Genomic DNA, 15,409 nt, shown 5'->3' with positions numbered 1-15,409 from the left:
ATCGTGCGCCAAAATGGTGCATAGCTGACTTGAGACGCTAGCTTAGTTGGCTTAAGAGGGTCTAAATTCCTAATTTATTGGGGGTTTAAATTCTTGGTGGGGTTTTTAATTCCGACTTCCCAGAACGACAAGTTCGGCGTCACCTGGATGATCCACGTCATCGGGGAGGCCTGATCATGCGCTTCATGATGCTGATGATTCCCGGCGGCTACGAGAGCGCCGCCCCGGGCACCATGCCCGACGCGGCCGCCGTCGAGGCGATGATGAAATACAACGCCGCCCTGCAGGAGGCCGGCGTCCTGCTGGCCCTGGACGGCCTGCATCCCCCTTCGATGGGCGCCCGGGTATCCTTCAAGGGCGGCCAGCCCAGCGTCACCGACGGCCCCTTCGCCGAGGCCAAGGAGGTGCTGGGTGGATACTGGATGATCCAGGTGAAGTCCCGCGAGGAAGCCATCGAGTGGGCCCGGCGCTGCCCCGGCGGCGACAACGAGGTCATCGAGATCCGCCAGGTGCAGGAGTTCGAAGACTTCCCGGCCGACGTGCAGGAAGCCGCCTCGGATTTTGTCGACATGCAGCAGAAGATCGGCCAGAGGGCCTGAAGGGAATCGCGCCATGCTCAAGAAGATCCTCATCGTCATCGCGGTCGCCATCGCCGGCCTGCTGGCCTACGCCGCGACCCAGCCCGACAGCTTCCGCGTCGAGCGCACCACCCTGGTCAACGCCCCGCCCGAGGCCATCTACCCGCTGATCGCCGACTTCCACCAGTGGACGAAGTGGTCGCCCTACGAAAAGCTCGATCCGGCCCTGAAGCGCAGCTACAGCGGCGCCGACAGCGGCCTGGGTGCGATCTATGCCTGGGACGGCAACAAGGACATCGGCGCCGGCCGCATGGAGATCACCGAGGTCACCCCACCCCACAGCATCGGCATCAAGCTCGACTTCTTCCGCCCCTTCGAGTCGAGCAACATCGCCGAATTCACGATGACGCCGGAGGGCAACGCCACCCGCCTCGCCTGGGCGATGCATGGGCCTGCCAACTACCTGTCGAAGCTGATGGGCGTCCTGTTCGACATGGACCAGATGATCGGCAAGGACTTCGAGACCGGCCTGGCCACGCTGAAGTCGCTGGCCGAGACGGCGCCCGCCGCGGCGCCGGCTACCGAAGCCCCGGCCGCACCGGCGGAAGTCTCGCAGGATCCGCCGGCCGTGTCCGACGCCTCCCGGTCCTGATCGCAGCGGAACATCACCGATGAAGAAATTCCTCTGCCTGGGCTACTACGACGCGGAGAAGTTCGCCGCACTCAGCCCGGAGGCCATGCAGGCCCTGGTCAGCCAGTGCCCGCCGCGCGACGCGCAGTTGCAGGCCACCGGCCGCATGCTGTTCGCCGCCTCCCTGTCGGAGCCGCAGCACCGTGTCTGTATCCGCCCTCGCAACGGCAAGCCGGTGGTCACCGACGGTCCTTATGCCGAGGCCAAGGAGATGGTCGGCGGCTTGTTCCTGATCGAGGCTGAGGACATCACGGAGGCCATTGCCATCGCCTCCAGGCACCCGGCAGCCGAACTGGGCGAGGACGTCGGCTGGGGCATCGAGATCCTGCCCTTCGATCACTACATCCCCGGCAAGGTCTCCTAGGTGAACGACCCGGTCCGCCGCCGCATCGACGCCGTCTGGCGCATGGAGTCGCCGCGCCTGATCGCCGGCCTCACGCGCCTGCTGCACGACGTCAGCCTGGCCGAGGAGATGGCGCAGGACGCACTGGTGGCGGCACTGGAGCAATGGCCCGGGGCCGGCGTCCCGGACAACCCGGGCGCCTGGCTGATGGCCACCGCCAAGCACCGCGCCATCGACCGCCTGCGCCACCTCAGGCTCGCCGCGCGCAAGCACGAGGAACTGGGCCGCGAGCTGCAGGAGGAGGAACTGGCGATGCCCGACTTCGACGCAGAGCTGGACAACGACATCGGCGACGACCTGCTGCGCCTGATGTTCATCGCCTGCCACCCGGTGCTGTCCACCGAAGGGCGCGCCGCGCTGACGCTGCGCCTGCTCGCGGGCCTGAGCACCGACGAGATCGCCCGCGCCTTCCTGGTATCGGAACCCACCATGGCGCAGCGCATCGTGCGTGCCAAGCGCACACTGACCGAAGCGCGCGTGCCCTTCGAGGTACCGCGCGGCGCCGAGCTGGGCGAGCGCCTGGGCTCCGTGCTGGAGGTGATCTACCTGCTGTTCAACGAAGGCTATGCCGCCACCGCCGGCGACGACTGGATGCGCCCCGCGCTGTGCGACGAAGCCCTGCGCCTGGGCCGCATCCTCGCCGGCCTCGCCCCACAGGAGCCCGAGGTACACGCCCTGGTCTCGCTGATGGAGATCCAGGCCTCGCGCCAGCACGCCCGTATCGGCCCCAAGGGCGAGCCGGTGCTGTTGCTGGAGCAGAACCGCGCGCGCTGGGACCTGCTGCTGATCCGCCGCGGCCTGGGCGCCCTCAAGCGCGTCGAGCAGCTCGGCGGCGGCCTGGGCCCCTACGCGCTGCAGGCCGCCATCGCCGCCTGCCATGCCCGCGCCCGCAAGGCCGAAGACACCGACTGGGTGCGCATCGCCGCGCTCTACGACGCCCTCTCGCAGCTGATGTCCTCACCGGTGGTGGACCTCAACCGCGCCGTGGCCGTCTCGATGGCCTACGGCCCCTCCGCCGGCCTGGAGCTGGTGGACGCCCTGCAGTCCGAAGCCGCGCTGAAGAACTACCACCTGCTGCCCGGCGTGCGCGGCGACCTGCTCTTCAAGCTTGGGCGCCTGGATGAGGCGCGCACGGAGTTCGAGCGTGCCGCCTCGCTGACGCGCAACGGCCGCGAGCGTGAGCTGATGCTGCGGCGTGCGGCCGAGTGCGACAGCACGCGCCTGCACTGAAGCGATTGCCACTGCATCGCCATGCAATGACCTCCCTCTGCCCGCGTGCGGGCAGAGGGGCCGGGGTGAGGGGCGCGCCGCAGGCCCCCGCGAACAGGCAGGCCGTTGTCCCTTATCCGGCGCTACGCGCTACCTTCTCACCGCACGCTGGGCGAAGCAACGTCTCCCTCACGCTGATCCCGCGCGTCTGCTTGAGCCCATCTCACCGCAGCCCTGCGGCACGATCGCGCAGCCCGCCTTCGGCACAGTAGGACACCATGTCGGCCAGGCCGTCGGCGAGCTCATCGAAGCTCATCGGCGGCGTCGGGTCGGCCAGGTGGCGGATCACCGTGAAGGTGCCGCCATGGATGTGGATGTAGCCCATGGTCGCCAGGTTCGGCACCTGCATGTACTGCGGATGGCGCATCACGTACTGCATCAGCAGCTCGGTCAGCACCTTGCGCAGGGGCTCCAGCGGATTACGCTGCGCCAGGTGCGGCGCATAGCGCACGCACATCAGGTAGCGGCCGTCGTTTTCCATCAGCAATTCGCGCAGTTTCAGCAGCAGCGTGCGCACCGCCTCGCGGATCGAAAGCCGAACAAGTTCCGGAATCAGCGGCTGGATGGTCTTCACCGCGTCCTGCACCAGCCGCTCGAAGATCGCGTCGTAGACCTGCTCGCGGTTCTCGAAATACTCATAGAGCGAGCCCACGCCGATACCCGCCACGTCCGCGATCTTGCGGGTGGTGACGCCTTTCGGGCCCTGCGTGGCCAGCACGATCATCGCCGCCTCCACGATGCTCGACACCGTGGTCTTGGCCCGCTGCTGCTGGGGTTTGCGCGGCATGGAAATCTTCCGAATTGAATCCGAACAAGTGTCGGGAATACCGTAGCCACAGTCAATTCGCTGCATCGCAGCAATCCAATTCCGAGGGACAGCATGCCCAGCAACAAGAGAAGCCGGCAGGCCAAGGCCGTGGTGACCGGAGCCGGCAGCGGCATCGGCCGCGCCTTTGCCCTGGAGATCGCCGCCCGCGGTGGCCAGGTGGTCTGCGCCGACATCCGCGCCGAACTCGCCGAGGAAACCGTGCGCCTGATCGGCCGCCTCGGCGGCGCCCATGCCCTGGCCTGCGACGTCAGCCGCCTGGCCGACGTGGAAACCCTGGCCGACGAGGCCGAGCGCCTGCTCGGCGCTCCGGTGGACCTGGTGGTCAACAATGCAGGCGTCGGTATCGGCGGCAAGCCGGTGGGCGAGATCGGCATCGAGGACTGGCAGTGGACCATGGGGGTCAACCTCTGGGGCGTGATCCACGGCTGCCACGTCTTCGCCCCGCGCCTGCGCCGGCTCGGCCACGGCGGCATCATCAATGTCGCCTCCGCCGCCAGCTTCGCTGCCGCGCCGCTGATGGGGCCCTACAACGTCACCAAGGCCGGCGTGCTGGCCCTGTCCGAGACCCTGGCCGCCGAGCTGGACGACAGCGGCATCGCCGTTACCGCGCTCTGCCCCACCTTCGTCAAGACCAACATCGTGCGCGACGGTCGCATCGCCGACGGCTCCTCGCGCTTCGCCAGCACGCTGATGCGCTGGACGGGCGTCTCCGCCGACGGCGTCGCCCGCAAGACCCTCAACGCCCTGGACCGCGGCGAACTCTACGTGCTGCCGCAGCTCGACGCACGTCTGGTCTGGCGCAGCAAGCGCCTGGCCCCCGTCACCTACCAGCGCGGCGCGGCCCTGATCGGCCGCCTGATGAAGCGCGCCTGAGCACCACCGACAAGGAACACCCATGCAACTCGACCTCGACAGGATGCGCGACAAGATCAAGGCCTCGCAGTGGGCCCTGGCCGATATCGACTGGGACGCCCCCGGCCGCGAGCTCGTCACCAACGACCCCGATCTCTATCCCAAGCTCAAGGCCTTCATGGCCGACCTGATGTGGATCGAGCATGTCGGCGCGCGCGGCTTCGCCGCCATGGCCAAGAAGGCCCCCAACGACACACTGCGCGAGATCTATACCTACTTCCATGCCGAGGAGCAGCGCCACGCCAACGCCGAGATGGCGTTGATGCAGCGCTGGGGCATGCTCGACGGCGAAGGCCTGCCAGAACCCAACATCAATATCCGCCTGGTGGTGGAGTGGCTCGACGCCTACGCCGACGACATGCCGCTGTCGGTGCTGGGCTCGGTGATCCCCATGCTGGAGATCGCGCTCGACGGCGCACTGTGCAAGTTCCTGCTGGAAACGGTGAAGGACCCCATCTGCCACGCCGCCTTCGAGAAGATCAACGCCGACGAGGCGCGCCACCTCGGCGTCGACTTCCACGTGCTGGAGATGCTCGGCCACAGCCCGGTCTACCGGCAGACCCTGCAGATGGCCGGCAAGCTGATTGACCCGCGCCTGCTGATCGGCATCCTCGCCTACCTGCCGCTGCTCAACCGCATGCGCGACAACCTGGTGGAACTGGGCCTTAAGGAGGAACGCCTCTACGAAGCCATCCGCAAGTACCGGCGCGTCGGCGGCACGCCGGGCGGCCTGCGCAATCCCTGGTTCCAGCTGATCAGCCGCCATGGTGGCTGGATGGTCAACCGCCGCAACCGTCTCTATCACGTCCCGGTGGACGCCCTGGTGCGCCTCACCGGCAAGATCCCGCCGCGCCTGCTACCGCAGATCCCGAGCTGGGTCCATGAGCTGACCTGGAAGCCGACGGCCTGACTATTACTCCCCTCTCCCGTTCACGGGAGAGGCGTGTTTGCTTACTGGAGAGTGACTCGATGTCACTCTCCAGTCCGGCAAACACGGGGGGAGAGGGTTGCTGTAAATCTTGAAAGACCGACAGAACCCCTCTCCCGCAAGCGGGAGAGGGAACGAAAGCATTTCTCGAATGGAACACACCATGAGCACCACCACCCAGGCACGCCGTAACACGCGGCCGCAGGACTCGTCCGTCCTGCACACCTATGAAACCCTGATCGTCGGTGCCGGATTCGCCGGGCTGGGCAGCGCCATCCGCCTGCGCCAGGCCGGCATCCGCGACATCGTCATCCTGGAGCGCGGCAACGCCGTCGGCGGCACCTGGCGCGATAACCAGTATCCCGGGGCCGCCTGCGACATCCCCTCCAATCTCTACTCCTACAGCTTCGCGCAGAACCCGGACTGGTCGCGGGCCTACTCCGGCAGCCGCGAGATCCTGTCCTACGTCGAGGGCCTGGTGCGGCAGTACGAGCTGGCACCGCTGATCCGCTTCGGCCAGGACGTCATCGAGCTGAGCTTCGACAAGGCCTCGCGCCGCTGGCTGGCCAAGACCGCCGTCGGGCAGACCTACGGCGCCCGTACCGTGGTGATGGCGCAGGGCCCGCTGTCCAACGCCAGCTTCCCGGACATGCCGGGCATCGGCAGCTATGAAGGCCACAAGATCCACAGCGCGCGTTGGGATCACGGCTACGACTTCGCCGGCAAGCGCGTCGCCGTGATCGGCACCGGCGCCAGCGCCATCCAGATCATCCCGGAGCTGGTTAAGCAGGCCGGCTTCGTCAAGGTGTTCCAGCGCACGCCGGGCTGGGTACTGCCGCGGCCGGACTACGGCACCCCCAACTGGATGCGCGCGCTGTTCCGCCGCGCGCCGGCGGCGCAGTCCGCGCTGCGCCAGGCCCTATACACCGCGCACGAATCCATGGCCACCGGCCTGATCTGGCGCACGCCGGCCAGCCGACTGCTGGAACAGGTGGCGAGCCTGCACCTGCACTCGCAGGTACCCGACGCCTGGATGCGCCGCCAACTGACGCCGGACTACCGCATCGGCTGCAAACGCGTGCTGGTGTCCAACGACTACTACCCGGCGCTACGGCAGCCCAACGCCAAGCTCATCACCTGGCCCATCGCCACGCTGAGCCCCCGGGGCATCCGCACCGTTGAAGGCGTGGAGCACCAGGCCGACTGCATCGTCTTCGCCACCGGCTTCGACGTCAGCAAGACCGGCACGCCCTTCCCCATCCACGGACTGGGCGGGCGCCTGCTGTCGGAGGACTGGCGGCACGGCGCGCAGGCCTACCGCAGCGTCAGCGTCGCCGGCTATCCCAACCTGTTCTTCACCTTCGGCCCCAACTCAGGCCCCGGGCACAACTCCGCCCTGGTCTACATGGAGTCGCAGATCGACTACATCGTGCAGGGTGTGCGCCTGGTGATCGAGCAGGACCTGAAGTGGCTCGACGTGCACGAAGGCGCACAGCAGCGCTACAACGCAGCAATCCAGCGGCGCCTCGCCGGCACCAACTGGAACTCCGGTTGCAAGAGCTGGTACCTGACCGAGGACGGCTTCAACAGCAGCATGTACCCCGGCTTCGCCACGCAGTACCGGCTGCAGATGCGCCGCTTGCCACGGGGTGACTACAGCCTGGTGCGCTGATCAAGGCACAAGAAAGCCGTTCACCCTGTCTAAGGGTGAACGGCTTTTTGTTGATTGCCGCAGGAAGCGGCGAAGCCCGAGACTTACTCGTGATCCCCGGTCTTTTCCTTGCTGCCAAAGGGATAGGCGCCGCGCGGCTTCTGAGCCTCGCCTGCCTTCGGCGGAATCTTCAGCGACAGGACCATGGTGGTACCCAGGATCAGGGCGGTGCCGATCAGCGACCAGGCCACCGGAATCTTGTAGATGTCGATCAGCAGCATCTTGCTGCCGATGAACACCAGCACGATCGCCAGGCCGTAGGGCAGCAGGTGGAAGCGCTCGTGCATGCCCGCCAGCAAGAAGTACATCGCGCGCAAGCCCAGGATCGCGAAGACGTTGGAGGTCAGTACGATGAAGGGATCAGTGGTGATCGCAAAGATCGCCGGGATCGAGTCCACCGCGAACACGATATCCACGATACCGATCAGCAGCACCACCACCAGCAGCGGGGTAGCCAGCTTCACGCCATCCTTGTAGGTGAAGAAGCGCTCGCCGTCGTAGTCCGGCGCGATCTTGATGCGGCGACGCAGCCAGTTCAGCGCCGGGTTGTTGTCCAGGTCCGGCTCCTGCCCCGCGGCCCACCACATCTTGATGCCGGTGAACAGCAGGAAGGCGCCAAACACGTAGAGAATCCAGTGGAACTGCGCGATCAGCCAGGCGCCCACCAGGATCAGCGCGCCGCGCAACACCAGCGCGCCGAGGATGCCCAGCATCAGCACGCGCTTCTGGAACTCCGGCGGCACCGCGAAGTAAGTGAACAGCATCAGGAAGACGAAGATGTTGTCCACCGCCAGGGCCTTCTCGATGAGATAGCCGGTGATGAACTCCAGGGCCTTGTCGTTGGCCATGGCGCGCGCGGCGGCGTCCTCGCCCATGCCGCCCAGGCCCCACCACAGCAGGCCCACGAACACGAAGCTCACGGCCACCCAGACCAGCGTCCAGATGCCGGCCTCCTTCATCGACACGCGATGCGCACCCTGCTGGCGCAGGGCGAAGAAATCGATCAGCAGGGCAACGACGACGAAGGCCGCGAAGAGCGACCACAACAGCGGACTACCAACGGAAACCATGGCGACAAGACCTTTTTATGGACGGATTTCAGGTGTGGAGCCTGTTCCGGTCTTGCCGAGACACGCCGAAGGCGTGGACCGCAGTGCCGGGAGAGACGAGACCTCCGTCTTCCGTGCTGACGACACTGCAGGAGCGTTGTGACGCCCCGACTACTCCCCGTGAGAGGTTTGCAAATTACATCCTGCCGCCGCTTCGGAGTCAATAAAAGACACAACAAGAAATTGATATATCAGGAATTTTTAGACACTTGAATCAAGAAAAATCCCGTTCACACCGAGTCCTTCGACACACCGCGCCAAGGCGCGGCACTCAGGACCGACGGGGGCACTCTTGCGCATGACAAGCGTGCCCCCTCAAGCAACACAAAACGCTCGCACCGAGTAGCGCCGCGAAGCGTCGCATATCGAGGTGCGCCCCCTGCACGCAGCGCCCTCCAACCCCTCACCGCACCCGCGGACAATTCCGGCTGATCGACCCCAGCACTCGCGCCACCGTCAGCAGGCTGTCCGGCGCCACCGTCTTGCCGGTGTTGAGCAGCGACACCGAGATGTCGCGGTCCGGATCGGCCCAGCAGATGATGTTGAGGAAGCCCAGGTGGCCGAAGGCGTTCGGGCAGTTGGCGCCGTAGAGGCCAAAGGGCTTCTCGCCCAGCACGAAGGCCGGCGAGAAACGCACCGGCGCCAGCAGCGTGCGGTCGATCTGGATCGGGCCCGCCGGGCGCACGGCCTCGGCGATGGTCTGCGAGCGGAACACCCGCTTGCCCTCCCAGATGCCACCATCGAGCAGCATCTGGTAGAAGCGGCCAGCCTCGTCGGCGGTGGCGTAGATGTTGGCCGCGGGCACCACGGACTCCATGAAGCGCTGGTCGTTGGTCAGCACCGCCACTTCGTCGAAATCCAGGTACAGCGCGCGGCGCGCCACGTAGGCCAGCGGCGCCGGCAGGTCCGGCCCGGTGAAGGCATTGAGCGCGGCCTTGCCCTGGTCTTCAGGCGCCAGGCCGTAGCGCAGGTACTTGCAGCCCAGCGGCTCGGCGATCTCGGTGCGCAGCAGCTCCTGCAGCGAGCGGCCGCTGACGCGCTGTGCCACGGCACCGGCGATGTAGCCCGCGGTCACGGCATGGTAGGACTGCTGGCGGCCGTGCGCGGCATTGGGCTTGGACGCGCAGAGCAGCTTCACGATCATGTCGAAGTCGTTGAGCAGCGTCGCATCGACATTCTTCAGCGGCACGTCCGGGATGCCGGCGCGGTGCGCCAGCAACTGGCGCAGCGTGGTGGTCTGCTTGCCATTATTGCCGTACTCCGGCAGGTAGTCGGCGACGCGGCCGTCCAGCTCGAGCTTGCCCTGCTCCGCCAGCTTGTGGATCAGCATCGCGCTGATCGCCTTGGACGCAGAGAACAGGCAGACCGGCGTCTGGGGCGTCAGCGCAAGCTTCTCGCCGCCCACGCCCGGCGCGGCGCCGCGCGCATGGCCGATGGCTCGATCCAGGATCACGCGCCCACCGCGGCGCACGGTCAGCGACACGCCCGGATGCAGGCCGCTGCGGTACATGGCTTCCACCGACGACCAGATGCGCTCGCTGGCATCGCGCTTGAGCCCTACATCGAGCGGATTGGTCTCGGCGGCAGGATCGTAGGACGTGACGGTAGACAGGTCGCGCGGAACGGCGACACGGTTCTGGCGGAAAAGCATGAAAAATGGGCCCCCGGCTCTTGGAATGGTGACCGGCCAGCGGACCGGGTCAAAAATTCTGCAGTAGGCCCCGGGGGCCTGCCATGGCCGTAGCGACAGCCGCCCGGCAGCGGAACTTGCAGGCCCGGCCCCGATCCCAAGTGGACGGCCACCGCAGCCTGCGCGTACCGTCCGCAAAACCTCTGCAGCGTCCCCCGACATGAGCGAAGAAGACGACCCGAAAACCGGCAAGCCCGCCGCTGGCGCCAAGCGCTTCCTGAAGATGGCCGGCATGACCGCGTCGCTGGCCGGGCGTTTTGCCGGCCATGCCATCGCCAACGGCTTCCGCAACGCCGAGCAGCGCGACCAGGCGCGAGAGCAGCTCAACGCCAAGGCCGGCGCGCAGCTCGCTCAGACGCTGGGGGAGCTCAAGGGCGCGGTGATGAAGCTCGGCCAGATCGCTTCGCAGGCGGCCGACTTCCTGCCCGCCGAGATCGCCGAGCCGCTGAAGAAGCTGCAGAAGGAAGCACCGCCGATGCCCTTCGCGGTGATCCGCGAGCAGATCGAGCGCGAGCTGGGCAAACCGCTCACGGAACTGTTCCGCGAGCTGGACGCCACGCCCTACGCCGCCGCCTCCATCGGCCAGGTCCACCGCGGCGTGCTGCACGACGGCCGCGAGGTGGTGGTGAAGGTGCAGTACCCCGGCGTCGCCGCCTCCTGCGACACCGACCTGCGCCAGCTCAAGTTCGCGCTGCGCAGCGCGCGCCTGGTCAAGGTGGGCAAGGAAGTGCTCGACGAGCTCTTCGACGAGATCCGCGCGCGCCTGCATGAAGAGCTGGACTACGTGCAGGAAGCCCGCAACATGACCCTGTTCCGCGACTACTACGCGGACGACCCGAAGATCGTCATCCCCTCCACCGTGGACGCGCTGTGCTCCAGGCAGGTGCTGACCATGCTGCTGGAGCCCGGCGACCACCTGGACACCGTCAACGAGCAGTACGACCAGGAACTGCGCAACGAGCTGGCCATCCGCCTGTTCCACTTCATGTGTCGCTCGCTGTTCGGCCTGCAGGCCGTGCATGCCGACCCCCAGCCCGGCAACTTCGCCTATCGCCGCGACGGCAGCCTGGTGGTCTACGATTTCGGCTGCATCAAGCAGCTGGAGCCGGAGAGCATCGTCGCCTATCGCGACACCGTGAAGGCGGCCCTGGCCGAGAACTGGGCCGGCGTGGACATCGGCCTGATCCGCCTCGGCGCCCGCGTGCCCGGCTCCGCGCCGGTGGAAGGCGCCTTCTACGCCGAGTGGCGCCGGATTGTCCTGCGCCCTTTCATCTCCGACGCCCCCTTCGACTTTGCTAGCTCCACCATGCACAAGGCGGCCGCCGCCAAGGGGCCGGAGGTGCTCAAGCGCATGGACCAGTTCCAGCCCGCCGTGAAGACCGCCTACCTGGACCGCATGGTCGGCGGCCACTACTGGACCCTGGTACGCCTCAAGGCCCACGTCGCCCTGGCCCCCCTGCTGCGGGGCTACCTGATCGCCTGAGGGGCTTCGCCCGCCCCATTCTTTCCAAAACGTCACGAATAAAGTTCCGATAGCCCGGCTTATGGATTCAGGCGACGGGAATTAGGCTGTTCCCAAGCCCGAAAAGGGCAGCCAACCCGGGGAACCGCCATGAACATCCGTACCGCCTTCACCAGTGCCAGCCTCGCCCTCGCCGCCACCCTGAGCCTGCCCGCCGCCGCCCAGACCGCCGCCGACCCGGTCGAGGCCTTCGTCCAGGCCTTCAACCGCGCCGACCGCCCCAGCCTGACCGCCTACGTCCAGCAGAACTACAGCGCCCGCGCGCTGGAGGAACGCAGCGTCGACGAGCGCGTGGACGCACTGCTCGATGCCCACCAGCAGCTCGGCACCATCGCCTTCCAGGAAGTCAGCGGCGTCGCCCGCGTCTCCATCATCAACGTGCGCAGCAGCCACCTGGTGCAGGACGCCGACGTGGTCCTGGTGCGCGACTCCGAGCAACCGGGCTGGATCAGCGACATCTACATCCACCCGGTGGAGCCCGATCCGGTGCTGACCGCCGACGCGGCCCGCTAAGCCCGACTCCGCTTGCCGGCCTCTTTCCCTGCTGGAGAGAGGCCGGCGATCCGATCACCACCGTTCTCCTCCCATGTCCCAGCTCCTCCGCAGCCCCGCCGTATTCCGCGCCGTCATGAACCTGTGGCCGCCGTTCTGGGGCACGGGAATCTCCATCGCCGAACTGGCGCCGGACTACAGCCGCCTGGTCGTGCGCATGAAGCGCCGCTTCTACAATGCCAACGCCTTCGGCACGCATTTCGGCGGCAGCCTCTACGCCATGTGCGATCCCTTCTACGTACTGATGCTGGTGCCGCGCCTGGGCCCGGACTACCGGGTCTGGGACAAGGCCGCGAGCATCGACTTCATCAAGCCCGGCCGCGGCACCGTCACCGCCGTGTTCGACTGGGATGCGGCCGAGATCGAGGAGATCCTGGCGCGCACCGCCAGCGGCGAGAAGTATGAGCCCCAGCGCGTGGTGGAAGTGCGCGACGAGCGCGGCGAACTGGTGGCGCGGGTGCGCAAGACCCTCTACGTACGCAAGCGGCGGCCGGAGGCCCTGCCTGCGGCGGGTGAATTGCAGGTTGCGGTGGAGTAAACGGGAGCCTCGGGAACGCCGTCCATGGCAAGACCGCGGTGCGCCCGCCAGTGCGGCGGCGCAGTCCATCAGCGACTGCAGAGCTCCCGCACAGAGGCCCCGTTTATCTTCGAAAATTTGTGCAGGGCCGAATGCAGCGTGAGCAGCCAGCCACAACTGCGGAGCGATGGCGCTTAAGTGCCGAGAGTGTGTGAAAACGGCCTGATGTTTGCTCCTGTATTCCCGTCCGGGAACAGCGAGGTGGCCGATGAAGCGATTCGTAGCGGGACAGGATCGATCACAGAGCACGCTGTTCCCGGAGCGCCTGGATGATTTCGTCGCAGAGGACAATCCGGTCCGGGCCGTCGACGTTTTTGTCGACGAGCTGGACCTGGTGGCTCTCGGATTCGAAGGCGCTGTCGCTGCCGAAACAGGCCGACCGTCATACCACCCGGCGACGCTGCTGAAGATTTACATCTATGGCTACCTCAACCGCGTGCAGTCCAGCCGCAGGCTTGAGCGAGAGGCTCAGCGCAATCTGGAGCTGATCTGGCTGACCGGACGTCTAGCGCCGGACTTCAAGACCATTGCGGACTTCCGCCGGGACAACGGGCCGGCGATCCGCAAGGTGTGCGGCCACTTCGTGGCCCTCTGCAGGCAGCTCAACCTTCTGTCCGACGGCGTGATTGCCATCGACGGCAGCAAGTTCAAGGCAGTCAACAACCGGGACCGTAATCTGACCGTTCACAAGCTCCGTTCCCGCATGGAGCACATGGAGAACAGCGTCGGCCGCTATCTGGAAGAGCTTGATCGTGCGGACCGAATCGCGATCCCGTTGGCGCCTGATCGCATCGCCCACCTCCAGCAGAAGATCGCGACGATACGGGCGCATATGAAGCAACTCGCTGCTTGGGGCGAAAAGCTGGAGTCCGCGCCCGACCAGCAGATATCGATGACCGACCCCGATGCCCGATCGATGGTCAGCAAGGGCCGCGGCACCGGCATGGTGGGATACAACGTGCAGACGGCGGTGGAGGCCAAGCATCACCTGATCGTGGCGCATGAGGTCACCAACGACAGCAGCGACCGCTCGCACCCGGTATCGATGGCCAACCTGGCGCGAGAAGCCACCGGACAGGAGAACCCTACGGTCCTGGCCGATCGTGGCTACTACAAGGGCGAGGAAATCGTCGAGTGCGAGCGCCAAGGCATCACGGCGTTGGTACCGAAGCCCATCACATCGAATAGCGCCGCAGAGGGCCGTTTCGACAAGCGCTACTTCGTCTACCTCCCCGAGGACAACGAGTACCGATGCCCTGCAGGCCAGCGCGCCATCTTGCGCTTCACCAGCGTCGAGAAGGGCATGCGGCTGCACAAGTACTGGTCTTCGGCTTGCCCGCGGTGCCCGATCAAGGCGGACTGCACCCCAAGTGACTATCGCCGCATCACGCGCTGGGAACATGAGTCGGTGCTGGATGCGATGCAGGGGCGCTTGGACCGAATGCCAGATGCATCGCGTTTACGACGGCAGACCGTCGAGCATCCCTACGCAACGCTCAAGGCCTGGATGGGCGCCACGCACTTCCTGACGCGGACCCTGCCGAGGGTAAGTACAGAAATGAGCCTGCATGTACTGGCTTACAACCTGAAGAGAGTGCTCCAGATCATGGGGACGCAGCCGCTGATACAGGCAATGAGGGCCTAAGCCCTCTCTTCACGGCTTTCCGCGCTCTCGAACACTCCAAACCCGCCTTCAGCACCCGCTGCCTCAGCAGAGCTGCACACGCCGCCGTCGTACCGGCGTTTTCACACGGCCTGTGCCAGGAGCGGCCTCTAACGAATGACTGCTCTTGAGAGGCTCCGTGCTTGTTGACGCGAGTGTCACCATAGCTTTTCCCAGGCGGGACCCGACCACCTTTGTCGCCAATTCAGAATTGAAGACCGCTAGGGCGTCCGAACTCGCAACTTGCTCTGGTCTTCTAGGTTTTTCGGGCTAAAGACCGGGTACCTCTGCCAGATCTCGTAATGGCCTCGGCAATCGCAGCTTTAGCCAGCGGCGCCGAAAGCTGCTGCACCCTCTCGATCACCAGTAGAGTTTTCTCCCGATTTGCGCCGAAGCTGGGTAATGCGGCGGCCAGAACCGCCCTGATTCGTTCATGGGTCGTCAGGCGATCTAGATTTAGCTTCTCCTCAACGATACTTGCAACTGCTCCTTTCAAGACGAACGTCGCCGCCAGAAACTGATTCTCGGACCAATCCGGCAACTCAGCCTTCAGCCATTCTTGATGCCTCGCAGTCGCTGCTTTCATGAGGACGTCAGTGATCTTCCAGGAGCGATAGGCCACCGACAGCAATTCGGCGACGCGCACGTCGTCAGACGCTGCCTGGACCAGCCCACCCCACTTCAGACCGAGCCGCAGATGGGAGTCTTGACTGGCATTCAGCTGATGATCGGCCGCTTGCTGATTCTTCTCAAAGCCATCTAGCACCAGTTCGAGAAAAATTCCTTCCTTGTCGGCGAAGTGGTGGTAGAGGCTCCCGTAAGACACCCCTGCCGCAGCCGAAATTTCGCGCAGCGTGGTTTGCATGTAACCCCGTTCAAGGAAAAGGCGTTGAGCCGTGCGCACCACCCGCTGCCTGACCTCCTCTGTTTGCTTTAGCCGGCTCATGCTCGATTCATTGACGTCTGGGGTACCGT

At 65.8% G+C, this 15,409-nt stretch carries 15 protein-coding genes; 11 read left to right on the top strand and 4 right to left on the bottom strand.

Going from position 1 to position 15,409, the window contains the following annotated elements; all coding sequences use genetic code 11:
* Positions 1 to 176 precede the first annotated feature (176 nt).
* From QT386_RS06370 to QT386_RS06355, 4 genes are read left to right on the top strand one after another with little or no spacing between them, the layout of a single operon-like run.
* Entirely contained in the window at positions 177 to 599 is a 423-nt protein-coding gene (locus QT386_RS06370; RefSeq protein ID WP_289272909.1) for a YciI family protein, read from the top strand.
* Positions 600 to 612: 13 nt separating this feature from the next.
* Positions 613 to 1,230, top strand: a complete 618-nt coding sequence (locus QT386_RS06365; RefSeq protein ID WP_289272908.1) for an SRPBCC family protein — start codon at positions 613 to 615, stop codon at positions 1,228 to 1,230.
* A 19-nt stretch (positions 1,231 to 1,249) separates the two neighbouring features.
* Complete coding sequence (locus QT386_RS06360; protein ID WP_289272907.1) at positions 1,250 to 1,633, top strand: YciI family protein; 384 nt, start codon at positions 1,250 to 1,252, stop codon at positions 1,631 to 1,633.
* A 42-nt stretch (positions 1,634 to 1,675) separates the two neighbouring features.
* Complete coding sequence (locus QT386_RS06355) at positions 1,676 to 2,902, top strand: RNA polymerase sigma factor (protein WP_301334194.1); 1,227 nt, start codon at positions 1,676 to 1,678, stop codon at positions 2,900 to 2,902.
* Between the two features lie 202 nt (positions 2,903 to 3,104).
* Here the strand turns inward: QT386_RS06355 and QT386_RS06350 are convergent, their stop codons facing one another.
* Entirely contained in the window at positions 3,105 to 3,728 is a 624-nt protein-coding gene (locus tag QT386_RS06350) for a TetR/AcrR family transcriptional regulator (RefSeq protein WP_289272905.1), read from the bottom strand.
* 93 nt (positions 3,729 to 3,821) lie between these two features.
* On the opposite strand from QT386_RS06350, the gene QT386_RS06345 reads away from it, so the two are divergent.
* The 3 genes from QT386_RS06345 to QT386_RS06335 all read left to right on the top strand — a co-directional run bounded on the left by QT386_RS06345 (position 3,822) and on the right by QT386_RS06335 (position 7,282).
* Positions 3,822 to 4,643 (top strand): SDR family NAD(P)-dependent oxidoreductase, encoded by an 822-nt coding sequence (locus QT386_RS06345; protein ID WP_289272904.1) that lies wholly within the window; start codon positions 3,822 to 3,824, stop codon positions 4,641 to 4,643.
* Between the two features lie 22 nt (positions 4,644 to 4,665).
* Entirely contained in the window at positions 4,666 to 5,592 is a 927-nt protein-coding gene (locus QT386_RS06340) for a hypothetical protein (protein WP_289272903.1), read from the top strand.
* A gap of 181 nt (positions 5,593 to 5,773) precedes the next feature.
* On the top strand, positions 5,774 to 7,282 hold the full coding sequence (locus QT386_RS06335; RefSeq protein ID WP_289272902.1) for an NAD(P)/FAD-dependent oxidoreductase: 1,509 nt from the start codon (positions 5,774 to 5,776) through the stop codon (positions 7,280 to 7,282).
* Positions 7,283 to 7,365: 83 nt separating this feature from the next.
* On the opposite strand, the gene QT386_RS06330 is transcribed toward QT386_RS06335, so the two are convergent.
* Both QT386_RS06330 and QT386_RS06325 read right to left on the bottom strand, forming a co-directional pair.
* Positions 7,366 to 8,391, bottom strand: a complete 1,026-nt coding sequence (locus tag QT386_RS06330; RefSeq protein WP_289272901.1) for a TerC family protein — start codon at positions 8,389 to 8,391, stop codon at positions 7,366 to 7,368.
* A 442-nt stretch (positions 8,392 to 8,833) separates the two neighbouring features.
* Positions 8,834 to 10,081, bottom strand: coding sequence for a serine hydrolase (locus tag QT386_RS06325; protein ID WP_289272900.1), 1,248 nt, complete (start codon positions 10,079 to 10,081; stop codon positions 8,834 to 8,836).
* Between the two features lie 199 nt (positions 10,082 to 10,280).
* On the opposite strand from QT386_RS06325, the gene QT386_RS06320 reads away from it, so the two are divergent.
* The 4 genes from QT386_RS06320 (at position 10,281) to QT386_RS06305 (ending at position 14,416) form a co-directional block, all read left to right on the top strand.
* Complete coding sequence (locus QT386_RS06320; RefSeq protein WP_289272899.1) at positions 10,281 to 11,603, top strand: AarF/ABC1/UbiB kinase family protein; 1,323 nt, start codon at positions 10,281 to 10,283, stop codon at positions 11,601 to 11,603.
* A 129-nt stretch (positions 11,604 to 11,732) separates the two neighbouring features.
* Positions 11,733 to 12,155 carry a hypothetical protein gene (locus tag QT386_RS06315; protein WP_289272898.1) on the top strand — a complete coding sequence of 141 codons (423 nt, stop codon included), beginning with the start codon at positions 11,733 to 11,735 and terminating at the stop codon, positions 12,153 to 12,155.
* 73 nt (positions 12,156 to 12,228) lie between these two features.
* Positions 12,229 to 12,732 (top strand): DUF4442 domain-containing protein, encoded by a 504-nt coding sequence (locus QT386_RS06310; protein WP_289272897.1) that lies wholly within the window; start codon positions 12,229 to 12,231, stop codon positions 12,730 to 12,732.
* Positions 12,733 to 12,979: 247 nt separating this feature from the next.
* Positions 12,980 to 14,416 carry an IS1182 family transposase gene (locus QT386_RS06305; RefSeq protein ID WP_289272896.1) on the top strand — a complete coding sequence of 479 codons (1,437 nt, stop codon included), beginning with the start codon at positions 12,980 to 12,982 and terminating at the stop codon, positions 14,414 to 14,416.
* A gap of 274 nt (positions 14,417 to 14,690) precedes the next feature.
* Here the strand turns inward: QT386_RS06305 and QT386_RS06300 are convergent, their stop codons facing one another.
* Positions 14,691 to 15,380, bottom strand: a complete 690-nt coding sequence (locus tag QT386_RS06300; RefSeq protein ID WP_289272895.1) for a TetR/AcrR family transcriptional regulator — start codon at positions 15,378 to 15,380, stop codon at positions 14,691 to 14,693.
* Positions 15,381 to 15,409: the final 29 nt, after the last annotated feature.

The sequence above is a fragment of the Solimonas sp. SE-A11 genome, assembly GCF_030345715.1.
Classification (GTDB): domain Bacteria; phylum Pseudomonadota; class Gammaproteobacteria; order Nevskiales; family Nevskiaceae; genus Solimonas_A.
Note: the sequence above shows the minus strand (reverse complement) of the source record. Positions and strands in the feature narration are given on the sequence as shown.

Bases quoted from the DNA above. Each gene is read 5' to 3' on its own strand.
- QT386_RS06300 (WP_289272895.1), bottom strand. From the start codon at position 15,380: ATGAGCCGGCTAAAGCAAACAGAGGAGGTCAGGCAGCGGGTGGTGCGC.
- QT386_RS06345 (WP_289272904.1), top strand. From the start codon at position 3,822: ATGCCCAGCAACAAGAGAAGCCGGCAGGCCAAGGCCGTGGTGACCGGA.
- QT386_RS06305 (WP_289272896.1), top strand. From the start codon at position 12,980: ATGAAGCGATTCGTAGCGGGACAGGATCGATCACAGAGCACGCTGTTC.
- QT386_RS06365 (WP_289272908.1), top strand. From the start codon at position 613: ATGCTCAAGAAGATCCTCATCGTCATCGCGGTCGCCATCGCCGGCCTG.
- QT386_RS06330 (WP_289272901.1), bottom strand. From the start codon at position 8,391: ATGGTTTCCGTTGGTAGTCCGCTGTTGTGGTCGCTCTTCGCGGCCTTC.
- QT386_RS06340 (WP_289272903.1), top strand. From the start codon at position 4,666: ATGCAACTCGACCTCGACAGGATGCGCGACAAGATCAAGGCCTCGCAG.
- QT386_RS06370 (WP_289272909.1), top strand. From the start codon at position 177: ATGCGCTTCATGATGCTGATGATTCCCGGCGGCTACGAGAGCGCCGCC.
- QT386_RS06320 (WP_289272899.1), top strand. From the start codon at position 10,281: ATGAGCGAAGAAGACGACCCGAAAACCGGCAAGCCCGCCGCTGGCGCC.
- QT386_RS06315 (WP_289272898.1), top strand. From the start codon at position 11,733: ATGAACATCCGTACCGCCTTCACCAGTGCCAGCCTCGCCCTCGCCGCC.
- QT386_RS06335 (WP_289272902.1), top strand. From the start codon at position 5,774: ATGAGCACCACCACCCAGGCACGCCGTAACACGCGGCCGCAGGACTCG.
- QT386_RS06350 (WP_289272905.1), bottom strand. From the start codon at position 3,728: ATGCCGCGCAAACCCCAGCAGCAGCGGGCCAAGACCACGGTGTCGAGC.
- QT386_RS06310 (WP_289272897.1), top strand. From the start codon at position 12,229: ATGTCCCAGCTCCTCCGCAGCCCCGCCGTATTCCGCGCCGTCATGAAC.
- QT386_RS06355 (WP_301334194.1), top strand. From the start codon at position 1,676: ATGGAGTCGCCGCGCCTGATCGCCGGCCTCACGCGCCTGCTGCACGAC.
- QT386_RS06360 (WP_289272907.1), top strand. From the start codon at position 1,250: ATGAAGAAATTCCTCTGCCTGGGCTACTACGACGCGGAGAAGTTCGCC.
- QT386_RS06325 (WP_289272900.1), bottom strand. From the start codon at position 10,081: ATGCTTTTCCGCCAGAACCGTGTCGCCGTTCCGCGCGACCTGTCTACC.